Origin of the sequence: Blautia sp. AM28-27 (assembly GCF_003480905.1) — a bacterium.
Classification (GTDB): Bacteria; Bacillota; Clostridia; order Lachnospirales; family Lachnospiraceae; genus Fusicatenibacter; species Fusicatenibacter saccharivorans.
In genome coordinates, this window is the sequence record NZ_QUJK01000006.1 from 133,225 (window position 1) to 152,535 (window position 19,311).

Annotated in this window: 12 protein-coding genes and 1 riboswitch; of the genes, 5 read left to right on the plus strand and 7 right to left on the minus strand. The window is 48.8% G+C overall.

The window, feature by feature from the left end:
• Positions 1 to 27: 27 nt before the first annotated feature.
• The 4 genes from DW743_RS10515 to DW743_RS10530 all read right to left on the minus strand — a co-directional run bounded on the left by DW743_RS10515 (position 28) and on the right by DW743_RS10530 (position 6,666).
• The gene (locus DW743_RS10515) at positions 28 to 3,048 is read right to left on the minus strand and encodes a YfhO family protein (RefSeq protein WP_117761454.1); all 3,021 of its coding nucleotides are present in this window, start codon (positions 3,046 to 3,048) and stop codon (positions 28 to 30) included.
• The gene (locus DW743_RS10520) at positions 3,045 to 4,136 is read right to left on the minus strand and encodes a glycosyltransferase family 2 protein (RefSeq protein WP_070103713.1); all 1,092 of its coding nucleotides are present in this window, start codon (positions 4,134 to 4,136) and stop codon (positions 3,045 to 3,047) included. The genes DW743_RS10515 and DW743_RS10520 overlap by 4 nt, the downstream gene beginning before the upstream one ends.
• 90 nt (positions 4,137 to 4,226) lie before the next feature.
• Complete coding sequence (locus DW743_RS10525) at positions 4,227 to 5,987, minus strand: sensor histidine kinase (protein WP_117510364.1); 1,761 nt, start codon at positions 5,985 to 5,987, stop codon at positions 4,227 to 4,229.
• Positions 5,953 to 6,666 carry a response regulator transcription factor gene (locus tag DW743_RS10530; protein WP_055266899.1) on the minus strand — a complete coding sequence of 238 codons (714 nt, stop codon included), beginning with the start codon at positions 6,664 to 6,666 and terminating at the stop codon, positions 5,953 to 5,955. Before DW743_RS10530 ends, DW743_RS10525 begins: the two co-directional genes overlap by 35 nt.
• A gap of 363 nt (positions 6,667 to 7,029) precedes the next feature.
• Here DW743_RS10530 and DW743_RS10535 point away from each other — a divergent pair, with 363 nt between their 5' ends.
• From DW743_RS10535 to DW743_RS10555, 5 genes are all read left to right on the plus strand, one after another.
• Positions 7,030 to 7,965 (plus strand): ABC transporter permease, encoded by a 936-nt coding sequence (locus DW743_RS10535; RefSeq protein WP_173841824.1) that lies wholly within the window; start codon positions 7,030 to 7,032, stop codon positions 7,963 to 7,965.
• 12 nt (positions 7,966 to 7,977) lie between these two features.
• On the plus strand, positions 7,978 to 8,841 hold the full coding sequence (locus tag DW743_RS10540; protein ID WP_117510366.1) for a carbohydrate ABC transporter permease: 864 nt from the start codon (positions 7,978 to 7,980) through the stop codon (positions 8,839 to 8,841).
• A 102-nt stretch (positions 8,842 to 8,943) separates the two neighbouring features.
• Entirely contained in the window at positions 8,944 to 10,662 is a 1,719-nt protein-coding gene (locus tag DW743_RS10545; RefSeq protein ID WP_117761455.1) for an extracellular solute-binding protein, read from the plus strand.
• 195 nt (positions 10,663 to 10,857) lie between these two features.
• On the plus strand, positions 10,858 to 13,821 hold the full coding sequence (locus tag DW743_RS10550; protein ID WP_117761456.1) for a beta-glucosidase: 2,964 nt from the start codon (positions 10,858 to 10,860) through the stop codon (positions 13,819 to 13,821).
• Positions 13,822 to 13,899: 78 nt separating this feature from the next.
• Positions 13,900 to 14,028, plus strand: a riboswitch (FMN riboswitch).
• Positions 14,029 to 14,242: 214 nt separating this feature from the next.
• Positions 14,243 to 14,884, plus strand: a complete 642-nt coding sequence (locus DW743_RS10555) for an ECF transporter S component (protein WP_022461231.1) — start codon at positions 14,243 to 14,245, stop codon at positions 14,882 to 14,884.
• 288 nt (positions 14,885 to 15,172) lie between these two features.
• Here the strand turns inward: DW743_RS10555 and DW743_RS10565 are convergent, their stop codons facing one another.
• The 3 genes from DW743_RS10565 to DW743_RS10575 all read right to left on the minus strand — a co-directional run bounded on the left by DW743_RS10565 (position 15,173) and on the right by DW743_RS10575 (position 19,300).
• Complete coding sequence (locus tag DW743_RS10565; protein WP_117761457.1) at positions 15,173 to 16,894, minus strand: putative ABC transporter permease subunit; 1,722 nt, start codon at positions 16,892 to 16,894, stop codon at positions 15,173 to 15,175.
• The gene (locus DW743_RS10570; RefSeq protein ID WP_055221955.1) at positions 16,887 to 17,612 is read right to left on the minus strand and encodes an ABC transporter ATP-binding protein; all 726 of its coding nucleotides are present in this window, start codon (positions 17,610 to 17,612) and stop codon (positions 16,887 to 16,889) included. The genes DW743_RS10565 and DW743_RS10570 overlap by 8 nt, the downstream gene beginning before the upstream one ends.
• 380 nt (positions 17,613 to 17,992) lie before the next feature.
• Positions 17,993 to 19,300, minus strand: coding sequence for an alpha-L-fucosidase (locus DW743_RS10575; RefSeq protein ID WP_117510370.1), 1,308 nt, complete (start codon positions 19,298 to 19,300; stop codon positions 17,993 to 17,995).
• Positions 19,301 to 19,311: the final 11 nt, after the last annotated feature.

Genomic DNA, 19,311 nt, shown 5'->3' on the forward strand with positions numbered 1-19,311 from the left:
TTCCACCAAGTGTCACTACAACTATTTTTACACTCTGATGATATAATATTTCCGCTGTTTTTGCAACATTTTGCTCTCTCCTGCCCGTTCGCTGCCGTTTTGCTGTTTCTTTTTTTCACAGATCACAAGGATGAGTGCCAGCATTCCTCCCATCAGGCTGCACCAACTGCCAGCCGTCCGTCCGGGCGCATGGTACACAAGAACAATTTTGTGCTCGCCTGATGGGATTTTTGCGCCGAGAAATGCCGTGTTTGCGCGGAACAGCAGTGTTTCTTTCCCATCCACTTTCAGCACAAAATTTTCATCGTATGGAATGCTGGTGATGAGGTATCCGTCTCTTTCCGCGGAAACCACGCCTGTGATGCCGTCGCCGCCGTATGTTGCTGTTGTTCCGCCAATCAGGGTAACCGCCTGACTGTACAGCTGCTCCGTTTTTTCCAACGGCTGTGCCATACCAGTCCATGTCTCAAAATTTTTCAGGATATAATGGCCTTTTCCCATCCGAATGAATACGGTTCCATCTTCTTTCATCGTTACAAGATAGTTAAACTGTGTATTCCCATTGGCATACGTATGGTTGATGCCGGTCAGGCGGTTGGTCTGGCCGTTGATGCGGATAAACATATCATGACTCGCTTTCTGATTCTCCACCTCGAAAGAAACGGCGAGCAGCGTTGCTCCCTCTGCGGCACCCGGCAGCGTTGCTGAGACGGTCACGGATTTTTTCGTCTCAATCTCATATCCGTCCGCTGTCTTCTGAATGCGCAGATCTTCCTGATCGGTCTCTGGAATTTCAAGGTTTACTTTCTGAAAACAACTGTGAAACAGGGGTCCTACAGAACCATTCTTTGTATCTGAATCTGCAGCGGCTCTGAAATTATCCACAGATTCCGCCGATTTTTCCTGATCCGTGATTGCCGCTGTTGTCTTCCGCATTTCCTGATCCGGGATCACGGCTGCCGTCTCCAGTATTTCCTGGTTCTGCGGATAAGGTAACGATTTGTATTCCGTCTCGGAAACCACCTGGTCTGTCACGTAGGCAACCGGCGCTGCGGATATGGCACGATAAACCTGAAAGTCCCCGTAATCCCGGTACAGTTCATACCCTTCCGGCCGTGTTTCTGCCAGAATGTACTTCACGCCCATGAGCTGCCAGAACAGCGGATCATCGGAAACCGTCTGCATCATGCGGTTGCGGAAGGCTTCATTAATCCCATACGTCTCGTCCCGGAATTTCTTATATTCTGCATTGTATGCCGAGGAATAAATCGTCGAAACATTCTGCCCAATATCCCATATCCGGTTGACGTTCGCAAGGTTCTGTCCGCCGTCTCCATACTGCTCCATACGGTACCAGCCGGGATCCTCCGCACGGATCTCGCGGATTGCCGCTGCAATCTTGCTGTCCGTCAGAGCTTCATACGTTTTGCGCGGGATCATCACATGCTTTTCCTGATTGATTGCTTTTCCGGCAAATGCAAGAATCACAGCACTAAAGACGAGCGGTAGAAACGGAAGCTCTCTGCCCCGCAGCTGTTTTTTTGCCGGAAACCACCGCCATGCCAGATAGCACGCAGTCACACAGATCACATCCAGTATGCCGAGATGCCAGTATGGTTCAAAGTATGTCTCTTGCTTTGCATTCCACATCAGAATCAGAACTATGAGGTACGGAAACAATTCTCGCAGCTCTGTCATGACTTTGCGCTTAAAATTCCCGGTGCTTCGATTTTTTCCACACTCCCGCTTCCGGACAAGCTGGTTTTCCACATAAAGCCCGACTTCTGCACAGAGGACCGGAAGAAACGGGATGAATACTTTATCTTTGCTGTACAGGCCACCGTTCAGCAGATAGCCGAACAGGGGAATACAAAAGAATACCAGCAAAAGGAAGGACAACAGTTTCTCACGCAACCGGCTCTTTCCGATCACTCTGCCCAAAAGCGCCACCCCCGCAAATGCGGAGAGGCCAATGCCATACGGCGTGTAGCAGAGACGCAGGATCAGAAACTGCGGTTTCCACATCGCCGGATCGGTAAAAAGTCCTGCAATGCCGCCCGCTGCGGTGCCGCGTCCGCCCTCGCCGCTGCCGCCGAACAAGGCGGCAGCCGATGGGATCAGCAGAATACCGGAAAGAAGGATTCCTGCGAGGACCGGAAGCGCAAAGCGGATTGCTGCGCCAAAAAAGCTCCGCAAACCCGCCAAAGCTTCGACTGTTCCTGAAGATTTTTCACCTGCCATCTGCTTTTTCTCTGCCCCGGCCTTTTGATTCCGCGACACTTTTCGATTCTCCTGTTCCGCTTCATACGCAGCATTTTCTGTACCGCATTTCAAATACTCCGTCACCGCATACGCCGTGAGCGCAAGCAGCCCGCCGACAGAAAAATAAAAGCTGGTCAGAATCATCCCAAGAACGGAAAGAATCAGAAGACCGCTCTTTCTCTTCTGAAAATGGCGATCCACGCCCAGCAGAGCCAGCAGCAGAAACGGCATATAATTGACAAACATAAGCTGATTATAGGAATGATATAGAAGTGCGGTAGAACACGTAAAGAAAAGTGATGTAAAAAGACAGTTGCCGTAATGCAGACCCTTTTTGCTGATCCATTGATAAAAAAGCACTGCATCCGCCGCATACAGCAGCGCGGAGGAACCCATCACCCACAGGTCCATCGGGATGAACGGGAAAAGGTAGGATAACAGCATGGTCGGACTCAGCAGTCCGTAGTAGGCAAAATGGTAAATATTCTGACCTCCTCCCAGATTCCATGCGAAATCCGGGAAGAGGTTTCCGGTCGCGTAAAACCGCTTTCGGAAGTAATCGGCAAGGGTGCTGTGCTGGCTGATCCAGTCAATCGAGGAGCCGAATACGCCGTATTGCAGGACGAACAGCCGGCACAAAAGCAAAGAAAAGAAAAACAGACCAGCCGCCGTAAAATCCTTTCCGGTAAGACCTTCCAAGAAGCCGTTCCGCCGTCCTTTCGGCTGGCCTTTCTTTTTCCGTGATTTTCCCGGCTCTCTTATTTCCTTTAAGATTTCCTTTTTCATGCCCGGATTTCTCCTCTTTCAGACGCATGGCGTTTGTCGGCATACTCTGGAAAATACACGTTTTTCTTTTCTGCCGTATGGGTATCTTTTCTTCTCTTTGCAGCACTCTCCTGCTTTTTCACCGGCTGCACACTGTGCATCTTGACCGTCTCTTCACTCGTCTCCTTTAAGAGATAGATCGGACGGTGCTTTGTTTCAAGATATGTCTTGGAAAGATAAATGCCTACAATGCCCGTGCAGAAAAGCTGTACACCGCTCACCAGAAAAAGGATGCATGCCATCGACGGCCAGCCCGCAACGGGATCGCCAAACAGCAGCGTTCTTCCGATGATGAACACGATCAGAATCATAGAAATCAGGAAAAAAAGCACGCCCATGACAGATGCAAGTGACAGCGGGGCTACGGAAAAGCCTGTGATGCCGTCGACCGAGTACGCGAGGAGCTTTCGAAGCGGCCACTTCGACGTCCCGGCGCAGCGGTCCTCGTGCTCAAATTCCAGCCATTCTGTGTGAAAACCGACCCATCCGAAAATCCCTTTGGAAAAGCGGTTGTACTCACTCATTTCCAGCACGGCATCCACCATTTTGCGGCTCATCAGACGGTAGTCCCGTGCACCGCTTACAATCTCTGTTCTGGAAAGGCGGTTGATCACACCGTAGAAGGCATTTGATAAGAAGGATTTGATTTTTCCCTCGCCCTCCCGTGAACTGCGGCGTGCCGCTACACAGTCACAGGTGCCGCTCTGCAGCATCGCGTACATTTTCGGAAGAAGGGACGGCGGATCCTGAAGGTCGACATCCATCACCGTTACGTAATCGCCTTTGGCCGCCTGCAGTCCGGCGTACATGGCTGCCTCTTTTCCGAAATTTCTCGAAAACGAGAGGTAACGGCAGCGCATATCCTTCTGCGCAAGCCGGCGCATCTCAAACAGACTGTGATCCTTCGAGCCGTCGTCAACAAAGATCAGCTCGAACTGAACCTTCTGCTGTTCTTCCATCTCATCCATCTGACGTACCATCGTCTCGTAGTAAACCGGAATTGCTTCCTCTTCGTTGTAGCATGGTATGATAATACTGATTGTCTCCATTTTTTTCCTCCCGGGGATTACATACTCTCTCAGAATCCTTCTGCAGATCCTTCCTGCTGCAATCCCGCTTCTGTCTCATTCTTATGCAAGTCAGGTTTTTGTGGCTGTTTCTCCCGCTGCAGAATCCTCGCCTGCCTCCGGGAAACGCAGGATGACTTTAAACAGATCGCCGTCTGCCGCAAGCTCCATGCGGCCGCCCATGTTGGCCGTGTAGCTTGATGCAATCGCAAGGCCAAGGCCGTGCCCCTCGCTCGTCCGTGATTCGTCGCCGCGCACAAAGCGTTCCATCATTTCCTCCGCTTCAAAATTCATCTCATAGGCGGAAATGTTTTTCATCGTCACGAAAATCTCCCCTTTTTCCTTCCCTGCGTCAATGTAAACTCTCGTTCCGCCCAGGCTGTATTTCAGGATATTTTCCACGAGATTCTGTATCACGCGGTACATTTTCCCATTATCCCCAAGGAACGGCAGCGGCTCATCTCCGAGCGCCGTGCGGAACGACAGATTGCTCTGCGCAATCGCATCGTCCATATCGGCGAGGGTCTGCTCGATCAACCGTTTCATATCCATTTTTTCCATCTGGAATTTTTCGGTTCCGCTTGTCGATTTGGAGAGCTCGAAGAGGCTTTGGATCATCTCCTTTAGCTGTTCCTGTTTCACAGAAATCACTTCGACGTAATCCTGTGCCGCCGGTGTCAGATCCTCTTTTTTCAGAAGATCCGTATAGCCGACCATCGAGGTGAGCGGGGTTTTCAGATCGTGCGATACGTTGGTAATCAGGTCAATTTTGAGACGCTCCGCCTGCATCTGTTTTTCTACGCTCTTCTGCATAGCGCTCTCAATATTTTCCAGCTCTGCAAACGCCGGATACAGCAGGGATTTTTCGGATATTTCATGGATCCGGCTTTCCATGCTGCCTTCTGCCATCGTATGGATCTGTTCCATCAAAAGGCCCATCTCCCGGTTCAGGCGACTGCGGTATGTTTTCCAGGCAAACAGAATTAAAATCAGCGTGGTCAGCCCAAGAAGAATGACAAACAGCACCTCGCCATCCATTCCGTTTATCAGTCCGGTGATCATGGTAATCACGATTAGAAGTTCCGCAATCAGTGCCACACGGAACGGCCATTTACTCTGACCGGCAAGCTGCCGTTCCAGGCTGGTCCGATCTCTGTAACGCTTCCTTTCTCTGCAAAAAAAGGACATTTCTCTCAGTTGTTTCTTTTCATAGCGACAGACAAGAATGCCGGCACTGAGAAGGAAAACGCCACAGATTCCAAAAAACAGAAGACCTGTCTGCACACACTCTATTACAGTACCCCATTCGGCAACAATGCGGTATCTGGCATAGCTGTGCCGGAGCGGCTGAAGCCATCCGAAAAAAGCAAATCCTCCGACAAGAACCAGAAGCTCATTTGGCACCTTTTCGGATTTTTTCAGAAACAGCTGCTCTTTCTCTGCTTCCGCAGCGGCTCTTGCCTCAAACTGCATCTGCCGGGATTTTTCTATTTCATCTGTCTCGGACTTATCTGCGGCTGCCCCTTCGCTGCTTTTTGCTGTTTTTCCCGCTTTTTCCGGTTCGCTGCCGGCAAAAGCAGTCATTTTCGAGTTCCCGGTATTTTTTCGGAATTTCCATACCAGATACAAGGCTGCGGCTATGCCCAAAACGCCGACTACCGTCACTCCAATGCCGATACCCCATTCGATGTTGCGCCACATTCCCCATTCGAATTCACTGGCCCATTTCCGCAGAAGCTTTCCGCACAAAATCAGTACCATAGAAAGATCGGTAAGCATCCACAGCAGGATGCGTTTTTCAGTTTCCGTCAATTTTTTCAATTTTGTATCCAATTCCCCACACCACCTTTAAATATTTTGGATTTTTCGGCGTAATTTCGATTTTCTCACGAATGCGCCGGATATGAACCATGACGGTATTTTCTACGCTGTAAGCATCCTCCTGCCAGACCTGGCTGTAGATTTCTTCGGCTGAGAATACATAGCCGGGATGCTCCATCAGAAGCTCCATAATTTTGTACTCGGTTGCGGTCAGGCGAACAGGTTCACCGTCCACCAGGAGTTCTTTGGTGTTTCGGTTCAGCAGCAGACCGCCGTTTTTCAGGATATCCTGGCTTTGTGTGGTTCCGTTTGCGGCGCCTAAGGAGAAGTAACGGCGGAGCTGGGATTTAACACGGGCCATGAGTTCGGCGGTATTATACGGCTTTGTCACGTAATCATCGGCGCCCATCGAAAGTCCGATGACTTTATCGCTCTCTTCGGTTTTCGCGGAAAGCATGATAATCGGGATGTTGTTTTTTTCTCTTATTTTCATCAGGGCGGAAAGGCCGTTCATTTTGGGCATCATGACATCGAGCAGGATCAGATGGATCTGTTCGGTCATGAGGATGTCGAGTGCCTCCATGCCGTTGTAGGCTTTTTTTACCCTGTAGCCTTCCAGTTCTAATAGTTTGCCGAGAGATCTTACGATTTCCCGGTCGTCGTCTACGACTAATATGTTGTATTGGCTCATCTCGTTTTTCCCCTCTTGGTTCTATGGTGTTTATCATAGCAGAGAAAACGGAGATTATTTGGATAAAAAACTGACATTTTTCTTAAAATGTAATCCCCCATTACGTTTTCCTGCTTTTTTTACAAAAAAAACACTGATTGGTAGAATTGTAAGCTGGTGTAAAAAATAAAAACAAACGCATATAAATTAGTAAAAATGCCTGCCATAGCACCTGAAAATGTGGAAAAAGATAAAAAAAGTCAATATAAGTGGACAAAATACACAATATCAAACTGGGATTTTATTTGATATGATGTAAATATCACAAATAAGCAAAGAAAATGCGTAATAAAAACGCACAAAACAACGGAAAGGATGGGGAGCATGGCGAAGGAAAAGGTGAAAAAGAAAAGAGGACAGAAAATCACACCTGCAATTTTGTGGAAACAGCGCTGGCTGCTTGTAATGTCAGTACCATTTGTAATCTGGCTGATTATCTTCAAGTATATTCCACTTTGGGGATGGACGATGGCGTTTCAGGAGGTAAAACCGGCAACGTTCGCACTTCCGATCTGGGAGAGAACCTGGGTTGGATTTAAGAACTTTACAGATGCATTTAAAGACCGTCTGTTCACACAGACATTAATCAACACATTGGGAGTAAGCTTCCTTGACATCGCGGTTGGAACGATCGCAGCAATCGCATTTGCGGTTCTTCTGAACGAGATGTTCTTTATGAAGTTCAAAAAAGTAACGCAGACCATTTCTTATCTGCCGCACTTTGTATCCTGGGTTATCATTGCAAGTATTGCAAAGAATATTTTCAACGACGGCGGTGTTGTTGACAGTATCTTCGGCAAGAACCTGCACCTGATGAGTTCCAACTCACCGCTTATCTGGGTAACCATTATCCTGATCAACTGCTGGAAAGAGGTTGGCTGGAACGCAATTATTTATCTGTCCGCCATGGCAGGTATTGATCCTGGTCTTTACGAGGCCGCTGATATGGACGGTGCAAGCCGTCTGCAGAAGATCTGGCATATCACTCTGCCGGGTATCCGACCGACCATCATCGTACTGCTGATTATGAGCATCGGTGGCGCCCTGAACGTAGGTATGGAGCGTCAGATGCTTCTTAGTAACCCGCTGGTTGAGGATCACACGATGGTACTTTCCTGGTTCTCTTATAAGAGAGGTATCGGAAACAGCAACTACGGTCTTGGTACCGCAATCGGTGTATTCCAGTCTGCAGTCAGCGTTACCCTGCTGCTGATCGCCAATAAGATTGCCGGTCTGGTAGGCGAAGATAAACTTATGTAGGAGGACGCGAATATGAACAAGAAAGCAAAAAAATTTGACTACGTACTGGCGGTAATCTTCGTATTCCTCGTCATCATCACCATTTATCCGTTCCTGAACGTACTGGCGATTTCGTTCAACGATTCTACGGATACCATTAAGAATGTAAACTTCATCATTCCGAGAAAGTTTACATTAAGCAACTATAAATATGTATTTAAAGACGGCGGCATTGCAATGCCGGCTGTGATTTCTGTAACAAGAACCATCATCGGAACAATCGTAGGTATTGTATGTACCTCGATGGTTGCTTACACATTAAGCCGCAGAGACTTCGTACTCCGCAAACCATTCCAGCTTCTGTTCGTTGTTACCATGTATGTCGGTGGCGGAATGATTCCGGAATACCTTCTGATTATCCGTACCTTAAAGCTGGGCAATAACTTCATGGTATACATTCTGCCTGGTCTGATGTGGGTTTATAATATGATTCTGGTCCGCTCTTATATCGACGGACTGCCGATGGCTCTGCAGGAGGCAGCAAAGCTCGACGGAGCAAACGATTTTCAGATCTGGTATAAAGTCGTTATGCCGCTTTGTAAACCGGTTATCGCAACCGTAGGTCTGTACTATGCAGTAGGACAGTGGAACTCCTTCATGGATACTTACCTGTATGCGAAAAAACTCCCGACTCTGCAGTACAAACTGTATGAGATTATGAACCAGGCGACCATGAAAATGGACGTTCATGCAGGAACCAATGTACAGACGGCCGTAACACCAATGTCCGTACGTATGGCCGTAACGATTGTAGCAACTGTGCCGATCGTTATTGTATATCCGTTCCTTCAGAAATACTTTATCGGCGGTATGACACTTGGTTCTGTTAAAGACTGATAAAAAACAGTATTAAAAAATTTTTAGAAAAAGATGATGTTTATTCCTGCCAGGCGAAAGAAAGAGTGCAGGATGACATAAACCATTTTAAGGAGGGCTTTTATGAAAAGAAAAGTAGTATCACTCATGTTAGTATCTGCTATGGTGGCCGGAATGCTCGCAGGATGCGGTTCCGACAGTGGCAGCAGCAAGGGAGGTTCCAGCACAGAGACTGGATCAGCGGCAGAGGCAAGTTCTTCAGGCGAGACAGCAGATGATGCAGATGACAAATCTCCGATTACCTTTGAGTATTTTAACGCTGATGGTAAAAACGGCAACTGGGATAACCCGGTAGCAAAAGCAATCACAGAGGCAACAGGCGTTACACTTGATGTTTCCTATCCGGTAGCATCCCAGGGTGATGCAAAAGAAGATGTTGCGCTGATGATCGCAAATGATGAGTATCCGGACATGATTTATGCAAAAGGCTCAGCAACGGATTTGTATCAGGCAGGCGCGCTGATTGATATGACAGACCTGATTGAAAAATATGGTCCAAACATCAAAAAAATGTACGGAGCAGAGATGGAAAAACTGAAATGGAGCCAGGATGATCCTGGAATCTATCAGCTTTCCTACGCAGGTGTAAACCAGAAAACCCTGACAACAGGCGGAAGCTGCCAGATTCAGTGGGCTGCATTAAAAGAGAACGATTATAAATATCCGAAGACACTGGATGAGTATGAAAAAATGATCAAGAGCTATCTTGCAGCACATCCAAAAACAGAAGATGGTCTGGATATGATCGGTATCACCATGAGTGCTTCTGACTGGCACTGGATGATTACCCTTGGAAACCCGGCAGGACTGATCGCTGATGCATCCCCGGATAATGGACAGTGGATTATTGACGACGAGTACAACGTACATTACAAACATGTAACAGATGAAGAGAAAGAATACTTCAAATGGCTGTGCCGTATGTACAACGAAGGTATCCTGGATCCGAACTTTGCAACGCAGACAGATGATGACTATATTGCAAAAGTTGCCAGCGGCCGTGTTGTTGCCATCACCGATGCTGAGTGGCATTACAGCCAGTGCGAAGCTACTCTGGTAGCAGATGGAAAAGTAGATCAGACTTATGTTGGACTTCCTGTAACCTTAAGAGAAGATCAGGTAGAAAAAGCCCTTCTGTATCAGGGAACTACCGTTGGCTGGGGTATTGGAATTACCAAGAGCTGTGAAGATCCGGTTCGTGCCATCAAATTCCTTGACTATCTGTGCTCCGATGAAGGACAGATCCTGTATCACTGGGGTATCGAAGGCGAGAACTACTTCCTCGATGATGACGGACAGCCATATCGTACCGATGAAGAAGTTGCAAAAGCTCAGTCTGATCCGGATTATGCAAAGAACACCGGTATTGACAACTACACTGGATTCCCGATCTACGGAACAGGTTCCTACTCTGAAGACGGATTCCCATACACTCCAACTACCAAAGAGTCTGTTATTGCAAACTACAATACAGCAGAAAAAGAAGGATGCGAAGCGATGGGATTTGAGATGCTGACCGACATGTTTGCACAGCCGGAAGAGTTCGATCTTCTTCCATACTCTGCACTGTGGGCATATCAGCAGCCACAGGAACTTGCTGAGAAACAGACAATTCTGGACGAAATTGCTTGGCCGGGACTTGTTAAATGCGTAACTGGTACCGAAGATGAGTTTGATGGAAACTGGGAGAGCATGGTACAGGAGCTGACAGACAATGGTCTGGCAGATGCAGAAGAAGCTATGACAGAGTTCCTTGCTACCAAACTTGTTGATGTAGAGTAAGTAAAGCAAAAACATAAGGTTTTGCCGTTGAACGGAAGGCGGCACAAAAACATGGTCTGATATTATTAAATGTCAGGCCATGTTTTTAAATACAGCGACAGTAATGGGAAATGTGAAACATTGTAAAAAGATAACAGTATATGGAAAATCTGCAAACAATTTCATGAGACAAAATCATAGGGAGGTTTTTGAAAAATGACAGAAAAGAAGGAGTTTCAGGTAAACAAAAACACACCGTTCTGGGATGCATCACTGACGGATCAGGAAAGAATCGACTGGCTGTTAAAGGAAATGACGGTCGAAGAAAAACTGGGATACCTCGCCAGCTCTTCCCCGGATCTGCCGCGCCTTGGCATTCCGGGCGTCTCTGTGGGCGGTGAGGCGGCACACGGCGTTGAGGGCAGAAACGATCAGAATGGTCTTGGGAAACCGGATGTGACAACATCCTTCCCACAGCCGATCGGTATGAGTGCATCCTGGGACCCGGAGCTGATCAGACAGGCCGGTGAAATAACAGGAACCGAGGCGCGCGTCGTATGGCACCGCCATCAGGGCCATGGACTCAGCAGATGGGCTCCGACCGTTGATCTTGAGCGCGATCCGAGATGGGGAAGAAACGAAGAAGGTTACGGAGAGGATCCTGTGCTGACCGGAAAAATGGCCGGTGCTTATATCCGGGGAATGCAGGGCGATGATCCGAAGTATCTGCGCTGTGCAGCGACCTTAAAGCATTTCTATGGAAACAACACGGAGGTCGGCCGCGGATGGAAAAATTCTTCCATTGACCCGCGGAACAAATATGAGCTGTATCTGGAGCCATTCCGCAGATGTATTGAGGATGGCGGCGCAGAGGGCATTATGACGGCATATAACAAGATCAACGGAACGATCGGTATCCTGAATCCGGAAGTGACCGATATTCTGAAAAAACAGTACGGTCTCCGTCACGTTGTCAGCGACGGCGGTGCGATGGGACTTGTCGTGACGCTGCATCACTATTTCGGACAGCATGCGGAGACGATCGCAACGGCGCTGAAAGCCGGTGTGGATGCCATGTCTGACGATCCGCGTATGGTAGAGCAGGCGGCACGCGAGGCATATGAGCTTGGCATTCTGAAAGAAGAGGATATGGACCGCTCTATTCGCTGTATGATGGAGACGAAGCTTCGTCTCGGCGTTTATGATCGGGAAAATCTGAATCCGTATGACCGTGTGACCGAGGACGATATCGATTCCCCGAAGGCACGTGAAATCTGTAAAGAGCTGAGCCGCGAATCGATCGTACTTCTGAAAAATGAGAACGGAGCGCTGCCACTTGACAAAGCCCTGAAAGCAGAAGATATTGCCATTGTCGGACCGCTTGGTGATGCATGGTATCAGGACTGGTACGGCGGAACGGCACCATACCGCACAACCTTCCTGCAGGGGATGGAAGTACTGAAGCAGGAGAACATTACATTCGCGGATGGTCTGGATCGCGTTGTTTTCCGCTGTGATGGAAAAGGTCTTGCCGTAGCAGAAGACGGAACACTTCAGATGGCAGATGAGCCAGATGTGTTTATCAAGGAATACTGGGGTGAGGGAAGCTATACGTTCAAGAGTGTCCGTACCGGAAAATACCTCGGCGCAAGACTCTCAGAGTCGCAGGGAGAAAAGCCGAAAATGGGACAGATTGCGGCAGACCGGGAGGAAGCCTTCGACTGGTTCGTGATGGAGATTTTCCACGTGGAGCCACAGGAGGATGGCAGCGTTGTGCTGACCAACCGTTTCCATTACCCGGTTTATAAGGATGCAGAAGGATTTTTCTCCTTTGAGCAGACGGAGGGAATTCCGATTACGATGGAGGTTGTCGAAAACGGAATTGAAAAAGCAGTTGCTGCAGTCCGGGGCAAAAAGCAGGTTTTACTTGCGCTCGGCTGTAACTCCGTGATCAATGCGAAAGAGGAGATCGACCGCAACACACTGGAGCTGCCAGAGGAGCAGGAGATGCTGCTTGACCGGATCGCAGAGGTCAATCCGAATACCGTTCTGGTGCTGTTTACGAATTATCCGTATACACTTCAGAATGCGATGGAAAAACTGCCGGCGATCATCATGTCTGCAACGGGAAGCCAGGATATGGGAAGCGCAATGGCAGAAGCTGTGCTTGGAACCTATGCACCGGCCGGCCGTCTGAATATGACCTGGTATGAGAATATCGATCAGCTGCCGGACATTGACGATTACGACATCATCAAAGGAAAAAGAACGTACCGCTATTTCGACGGGAAGGTATTGTATCCATTCGGCTATGGCCTGACGTATACCACATTTGCGTATGAGAACTATAAGGTTTCCTTAAAAGATGACCGTCTGCTGCAGATCTCTCTCGATGTGAGAAATACGGGCGATACCGCAAGCGACGAGGTTGTCCAGATCTACGGTTCCGCTCTGGAATCCTGCGTGAAGAAACCAATCTGCCAGCTGCTTGATTTTGTTCGTGTGAAAAACATTGCCCCGGGCGAGACGAGACACGTTGCACTGGAAATCCCGGTAGAGGAGCTTCGCTTCTACGATGTTATCAGCCGCAGACTGATGGTAGAAGAGGGAACGTATGAAATCTATGCAGGCGCATCCTGCAAGGATAAAGCCGTTTCCACAGAAATCTTTATTCCGGGCGGAAAAAGGGGAGTACGCGATCTGAGTGCATTTACCGCGGCAGACCACTACGATGATTACGAAAACATGTATCTGACGGAAGACCACTTCAATTTCAAGGCAGTCCGCGTGCAGGATGAGACGAAAGAAGGTGTTCTCGTTTACCGTGACTGTGATCTTTCCGATGCTGCTGTTCTGGCACTTCATGTGAAGAGTGAACGCGGCGGCAGTGTGGAAGCCTTTGTGGACGGTGTTTCAATGGGAAGCTTTACCGGTGACACAAGAACCTGCGAGTTCCGCAGTGCTCCGAAACTGGACCGCTATGCGGAGAAAGAAGTAAAAGAGCGCAACCGGTACCGCGAGCCGGTTTATGAGGATGTTGAAATTTTCCTCGCAGACAGACCGCAGACGGACGGCGCATCTGAGATCCGTCTCGTCCTGAAGGGAGATATGCGGATCTGCTATCTGCGTGTGCTGAAAAATAAGAGCACAGGAAAAATTCAGATGGGCGTAGCAAACTAACCAGATCATGTATTGTCTGAAAAAAGTATTGACAAATTGTGTGAATATGAATAAAATATTCCTGTAAAAACAAAATACGGAGATCTTCAGGGCAGGGTGTGATTCCCTACTGGCGGTATAGTCCGCGACCCGCTGCGATATCAAACAGCGGCTGACTCGGTGCAACTCCGGGACCAACAGTTAAAGTCTGGATGAAAGAAGATGAAATAAAGTTTATTTGCATGGAAATATTTTTGGTGCCCTGAATTCAAGAAAAGGAATTCAGGGCACTTTTTTTCGCGGGCAACGAGCCAAAGTCCGTGCTTGCACGAGACCTTGGCGACTGCCGCGAAAACGAGTTCAAATTCGTGGAGCGTATTTGGACTCGTTACTTCCGGCAGAACCGGTCAAGATCTCCAGAAAAAAAAGGAGAAATACAGTTATGAATGCACAGACAACAGCAAAACAGACATCAAAGATGTCGCAAATCGGAAAAACCCGTTACATGGTACAGGTGGCAATGCTCGGCGCCGCCGCAGTCGTATTGATGTTTTTTGACATCCCGCTTCCGTTTGCCCCGAGTTTCTACAAGATTGATTTAAGCGAAGTTCCGGTGCTGATCGGAGCCTTTGCGATGGGACCTCTTGCCGGAGCTGCGATTGAGCTGATTAAGATTCTGCTGAACCTTGTTATGAAAGGAAGTACCACCGCAGGTGTTGGTGAAGTAGCAAACTTCCTGATCGGCTGCGCGTATGTTATGCCGGCCGCATGGATCTACAAAACACAGAAAACAAAGAAAAATGCCATGATCGGTATGGCAGTCGGAACTGTATTTCTGGCAGCAGCCGGCGGTCTTCTGAACGCTTTTGTACTGCTTCCGGCTTATGCAGCAGCCTTTGGAATGCCGATGGATGCCCTTGTGGGAATGGGATCCGCAGTCAACAAAGCAATTACAAGCCTTCCGACCTTTGTTCTGTTTGCCGTTGTACCGTTTAATATCATCAAAGGTGTTGTGGTATCACTGGTAACCATGCTTCTGTACAAGCACATCAGCAGACTGCTGAAGGGTGAGGCGATGAATTAGTTCATCATTTCCGAAATCATTTTTGTAAACGGAGAATCCAATAAATACATTGTAGAGAGACGGACAAAATGCAGAGAGAAATCCTCTGTTTTTTGTCCGTCTTTTAAAATTTTCGGGGAATGGCGGCAATGGATTGCCCACACAGGTCTTTTAGTAGTACAATGAAGCATAATCGATAAAAGAAAATACACAGCGAAATTGGAAAGGAGCGCAAAAAAAAGAGATCCGCACATTGGCTGAAATCTCTTTTCTATCACATTTTAATATTGTTATTATGTCTCGAAACTGTTAAGCGCTTTCCAGATGTTCCATCACTTGAACGCCCCATTTAAAAAGGGCGGTTCGCATGGCGAAGGTCAGGACTGCGGTAAGCAGAATCATCACGCTCGTGGTGATGTGGATGTTGAGGTGAAGTTTTCCGTACAGCAGGTAGCCGGCTCCGATCAGGATTGCGCCGACGGTGAGGTCGATGAGGACGGAGATCAGGGAGCGGTTGTTGGATTTTATGGCGGCGGTTTCGTTTTCCCAGTTTAATTTCGGAAATGCAAGGTCAAAAAGGAGCTGTTCATAGTTGACGAACAGGGTAAATAAAACCGTGATCACCGTGGTGTAAAGAAGGGTCGCCGGGTGCAGACCGAAGACGACAGCAATCATGTTGAAGACCAGAGCGTACGGCAAGGTGCCAAGGAGACTGATCAGGATGCCGCTTACCAGCATGGCACGGATCTGGTCGTGATAGCTCATCGGAATGCATTTCATATAGATGTATTCGCTGCCCTTTCGGGACATCGCTGTGGCGGAGATTACGCAGAACATGGACATCATGACGGCGATTCCGGCGGCGGTAAGGACGGCAACTGCGACGGGCAGTTCCCCTTTCAGGAGGCGGAATATGGTGCCATCGGCGACAAGCCGGGTCCAAAGGCCGGTGGTTTTAGCCATGCCAAGGCTGGAAATGATTGAAATGAGGGCAATACCAAGCATGAAGACCGGCCAGATGAGAGGCATCAGAACACAATTCATGAACCAGGCCGGTGTGCGGTACAGTTTTTTCCATTCAATCATCGCATAGGTGCGGACCGGATTTTTGCTTTTGACGGTTCGGGTCACTTCTTCTTTGGATAAAATGCGTTTTTCGCTGGTGGTCTCGCTCATGCCGAGGACAGCCGGGAGGTAGATTTTCCAGGCGAGAGCGAAAAAGACAGCAAGGATGACGGCTGTTGTAGCGATGTAGAGTATCATTTTGAGAAAGGATGCATCTGCAAGGCTTCCGGTCATCAGGGGCAGGTTCGGAAAAATGGTCCGGAAGGCGCGCAGAGTGCCCTTCTGGCTTTCCATCAGGTTCATGATATCCTGCATTTCAAAATTTCCGATACTGCGCGAAAATACGTTGATGCCGATCGCAAAAATCAGGGATGCGGCGAACCCGAGGTAGCTTAAGAAATCCTTGTTTCGGATATTTTTGAAAAGACGCATCACGAGCATCGTCAAAACTGCGGCGTAGACGAGCGGCACAACCGGGAAAATAAGGCAGGCGAGGATCATATTGATCCAGTAAAAAATGCCCATTTTGGCGCTGATCCCGTACCCTAACAGAAACGGAAAGAACAGCAGTACAATAAGATAGTATTCGTTCAGCAGACAGCAGAAGCCTTTCGCACCGACAATCTGCGCCGGGGTAAACGGCAGCGGCAAAAGCTTTACGAGGTCAGAGTCCATGTAATACTCGCTCAGAAACAGCGGCAGGCCATAGAAGAAAATGACCATCATGCCGATGGCACAGACGAACTCGATCAGCAGGGTTTCCAGCCCGAGCGGCTGCAGGAAGGTATAGCCGGAATATCCCAGAAGAAACAGTAAGACCGACACGGGAAGGAGGCAGACACCAAGCAGAAGGTATACAACGATACGTCCTCCGTCCGAAAATGCTTTCTTTTTTCCGCTCTTCTGATTGCTTTTTCCTGGTCCGCTTTTCAGAAGGAAACGGGTGAGAATCCATAAGTTACGCATGTTCGGTGATCTCCAGAAAGATATTTTCAAGTGTCTGATCCGGATAGGCCGCTTTTAATTCTTCCAGGGTACCCAGGTATACCTGGCGGCCGTGATGGATGATGGCGATGCGGTCGCAGAGTTTTTCCGCTACTTCCAGCACATGGGTGGAAAACAACACGGCGTTTCCGGCATCGGCGTGTTCACGCATCATCTGTTTGAGCTCGTGCGCGGAGCGCGGGTCAAGGCCGGTCAGCGGCTCATCGAGAATCCAGACCGGCGGCTTGTGGATCAGTGCGCCCATCACCATGATTTTCTGACGCATGCCATGCGAGTAGCTCATGATACGGCTCGAAAGGTTCTCTTCCATCTCAAAGCGTTTTGCGGTTTCTTCGATAAAACGCTGACGTTCTTCCGTTCCGACACCGTAGATATCTGCCATAAAATTCAGATATTCAATTCCCCTGACGCGAAGAAACGCATCCGGGTCGTCGGGCACAAAACCGAACTGGCGCTTGGCTTCGAGCGGATCCTTCTGGATATCTTTTCCATTGATTTCAATCGTTCCCTCGGACGGTGCCAGGATGCCGGTGATCATTTTTAATGTTGTCGTTTTCCCGGCTCCGTTTGGGCCGATAAATCCGGTGATCTTTCCATCTTCGATATCCCAGGAAAGATCATCGACGGCTTTTTTGCTTCCATCGCCGTAAATTTTGCTGACGTGGTTCAGACGAATCATGTTTTATTCCCCCTCTTTTTTTCTTGTAAAACGAAACTGTGACTCTCTTGCTTCGTTTCTAAAAACAGACTGCCCTTTTCTCACTCCGAAAGCTCTTATCCTTCCCTGCGCAGGAAAAGGAGTCAGGCGGATATTCGCAATCCGCTTCGCTACTTGCTTGATTCGGTTAAATTTCGAAGCACGGGCTGTGATCTTGTGTTTTTTTCAGTATGCATTCTTCTGCCAGAACTGTCAATCAGCGGAACGAAAAATACAGAATTTTGTAAGAACTTGTAAGACTTTTAGAGCGTGTCTGAAAAAAAAGATACCGCAAAGTGAAGCCTGCAGATTGCGGAAATGCTTTTTCAGACACGCTCCAGGATCAAATCCGATTTTACCCTCTACTTTTTCAGAATCACATCAATGACTGTATCGACTCCATCCGGCAATACCGGGTCTTCGCCGAGATCGGCGAATGCCATGGTCGGATAATCGCTGTGTACCCAGCTTGTGGAAACCGGGATTTCCGCGCCGGTTGCGACGTAGCGGATCGCCTGAATTTCTTCTTTTTTCACGCCGGGCAGCGGCAGCGGCCCAACGGTATTTTCATAGACATGAAAATACAGATGGTTTCCGTGGCGCGTCACACGGCCAAAGTCCGGTTTCTCAATACCGGCTTTTCCGCAGCCGTAAATGCTCTCTCCGTTTTTCTTCATCCACTTTCCAATCTCAGCCAGCCGTTCGATCGACTCCTCCGGGATATTTCCCCTGGCGTCCGGGCCGACATTCAAAAGCAGGTTTCCACCCTTCGATACGCACTCGACCAGCTTTTTGATCAGCATCGGTGCCGGTTTGAAGAAGTGGTCGTTGGCACAATAGCCCCAGTGATTGTTCATCGTAACGCAGGATTCCCAGGCGATATCGTTTCCATTTACATCCTGGATGCCATTCGGCGGAATCATCTGCTCCGGGCTCACAAAGTCGCCGTGGTACGGGGTCGGATTTCCGGCCGCCAGAGAACCGTAGCCCTCTCCGCTCACCTCGAGACGGTTGTCGATGATGACATCCGGCTGGAGCTTCCGCACCATATTGATCAGCTCCGTCGCTTTCCATGCTTCGCCGCGCAGCGTATCGTAGGAAAAGTCAAACCACAGCACATCGAGCTTTCCGTAGTTTGTGCAGATCTCGCGTACCTGATTGTGCATGTAGGTCAGGTAGCGGTCGAAATCGCGGTCATCGTTTTTGTATGCCGGGTTGTTCCGCATCGGGTGGTTCCGGTCGCCGTAATGTGGGAAATCGTCGTGGAACCAGTCGAGCAGGGAGAAATACAAACCGACCTTCAGTCCTTCTGCGCGGACGGCATCAACGTACTCTGCAACGAGGTCGCGGCCGCATTTCGTGTTGGTGGATTTGAAATCGGTATACTGGCTGTCAAACAGGCAGAATCCATCGTGATGCTTGGCAGTCAGAACCACGTATTTCATACCGGCCTCTTTCGCCGCCTTGGCCCATTTCCGCGGCTCGAAATCAACAGGATTGAACTCCTCAAAATATTTCATGTAATCTTCTTTTGGAATCTGCTCGGTACTCCGCACCCATTCTCCGCGCGCCGGGATGGCGTAAAGCCCCCAGTGGATAAACATGCCGAAACGGGCGTCGCGGTACCACTCCATCCGCCTGTCATAGGCTTCTCTGTCAAATTTGTACATCGTTTTGCTTC

Bases quoted from the DNA above. Each gene is read 5' to 3' on its own strand.
- DW743_RS10515 (WP_117761454.1), bottom strand. From the start codon at position 3,048: ATGAAAAAGGAAATCTTAAAGGAAATAAGAGAGCCGGGAAAATCACGG.
- DW743_RS10570 (WP_055221955.1), bottom strand. From the start codon at position 17,612: ATGATTCGTCTGAACCACGTCAGCAAAATTTACGGCGATGGAAGCAAA.
- DW743_RS10535 (WP_173841824.1), top strand. From the start codon at position 7,030: ATGGCGAAGGAAAAGGTGAAAAAGAAAAGAGGACAGAAAATCACACCT.
- DW743_RS10575 (WP_117510370.1), bottom strand. From the start codon at position 19,300: ATGTACAAATTTGACAGAGAAGCCTATGACAGGCGGATGGAGTGGTAC.
- DW743_RS10545 (WP_117761455.1), top strand. From the start codon at position 8,944: ATGAAAAGAAAAGTAGTATCACTCATGTTAGTATCTGCTATGGTGGCC.
- DW743_RS10555 (WP_022461231.1), top strand. From the start codon at position 14,243: ATGAATGCACAGACAACAGCAAAACAGACATCAAAGATGTCGCAAATC.
- DW743_RS10565 (WP_117761457.1), bottom strand. From the start codon at position 16,894: ATGCGTAACTTATGGATTCTCACCCGTTTCCTTCTGAAAAGCGGACCA.
- DW743_RS10520 (WP_070103713.1), bottom strand. From the start codon at position 4,136: ATGGAGACAATCAGTATTATCATACCATGCTACAACGAAGAGGAAGCA.
- DW743_RS10540 (WP_117510366.1), top strand. From the start codon at position 7,978: ATGAACAAGAAAGCAAAAAAATTTGACTACGTACTGGCGGTAATCTTC.
- DW743_RS10550 (WP_117761456.1), top strand. From the start codon at position 10,858: ATGACAGAAAAGAAGGAGTTTCAGGTAAACAAAAACACACCGTTCTGG.
- DW743_RS10530 (WP_055266899.1), bottom strand. From the start codon at position 6,666: ATGAGCCAATACAACATATTAGTCGTAGACGACGACCGGGAAATCGTA.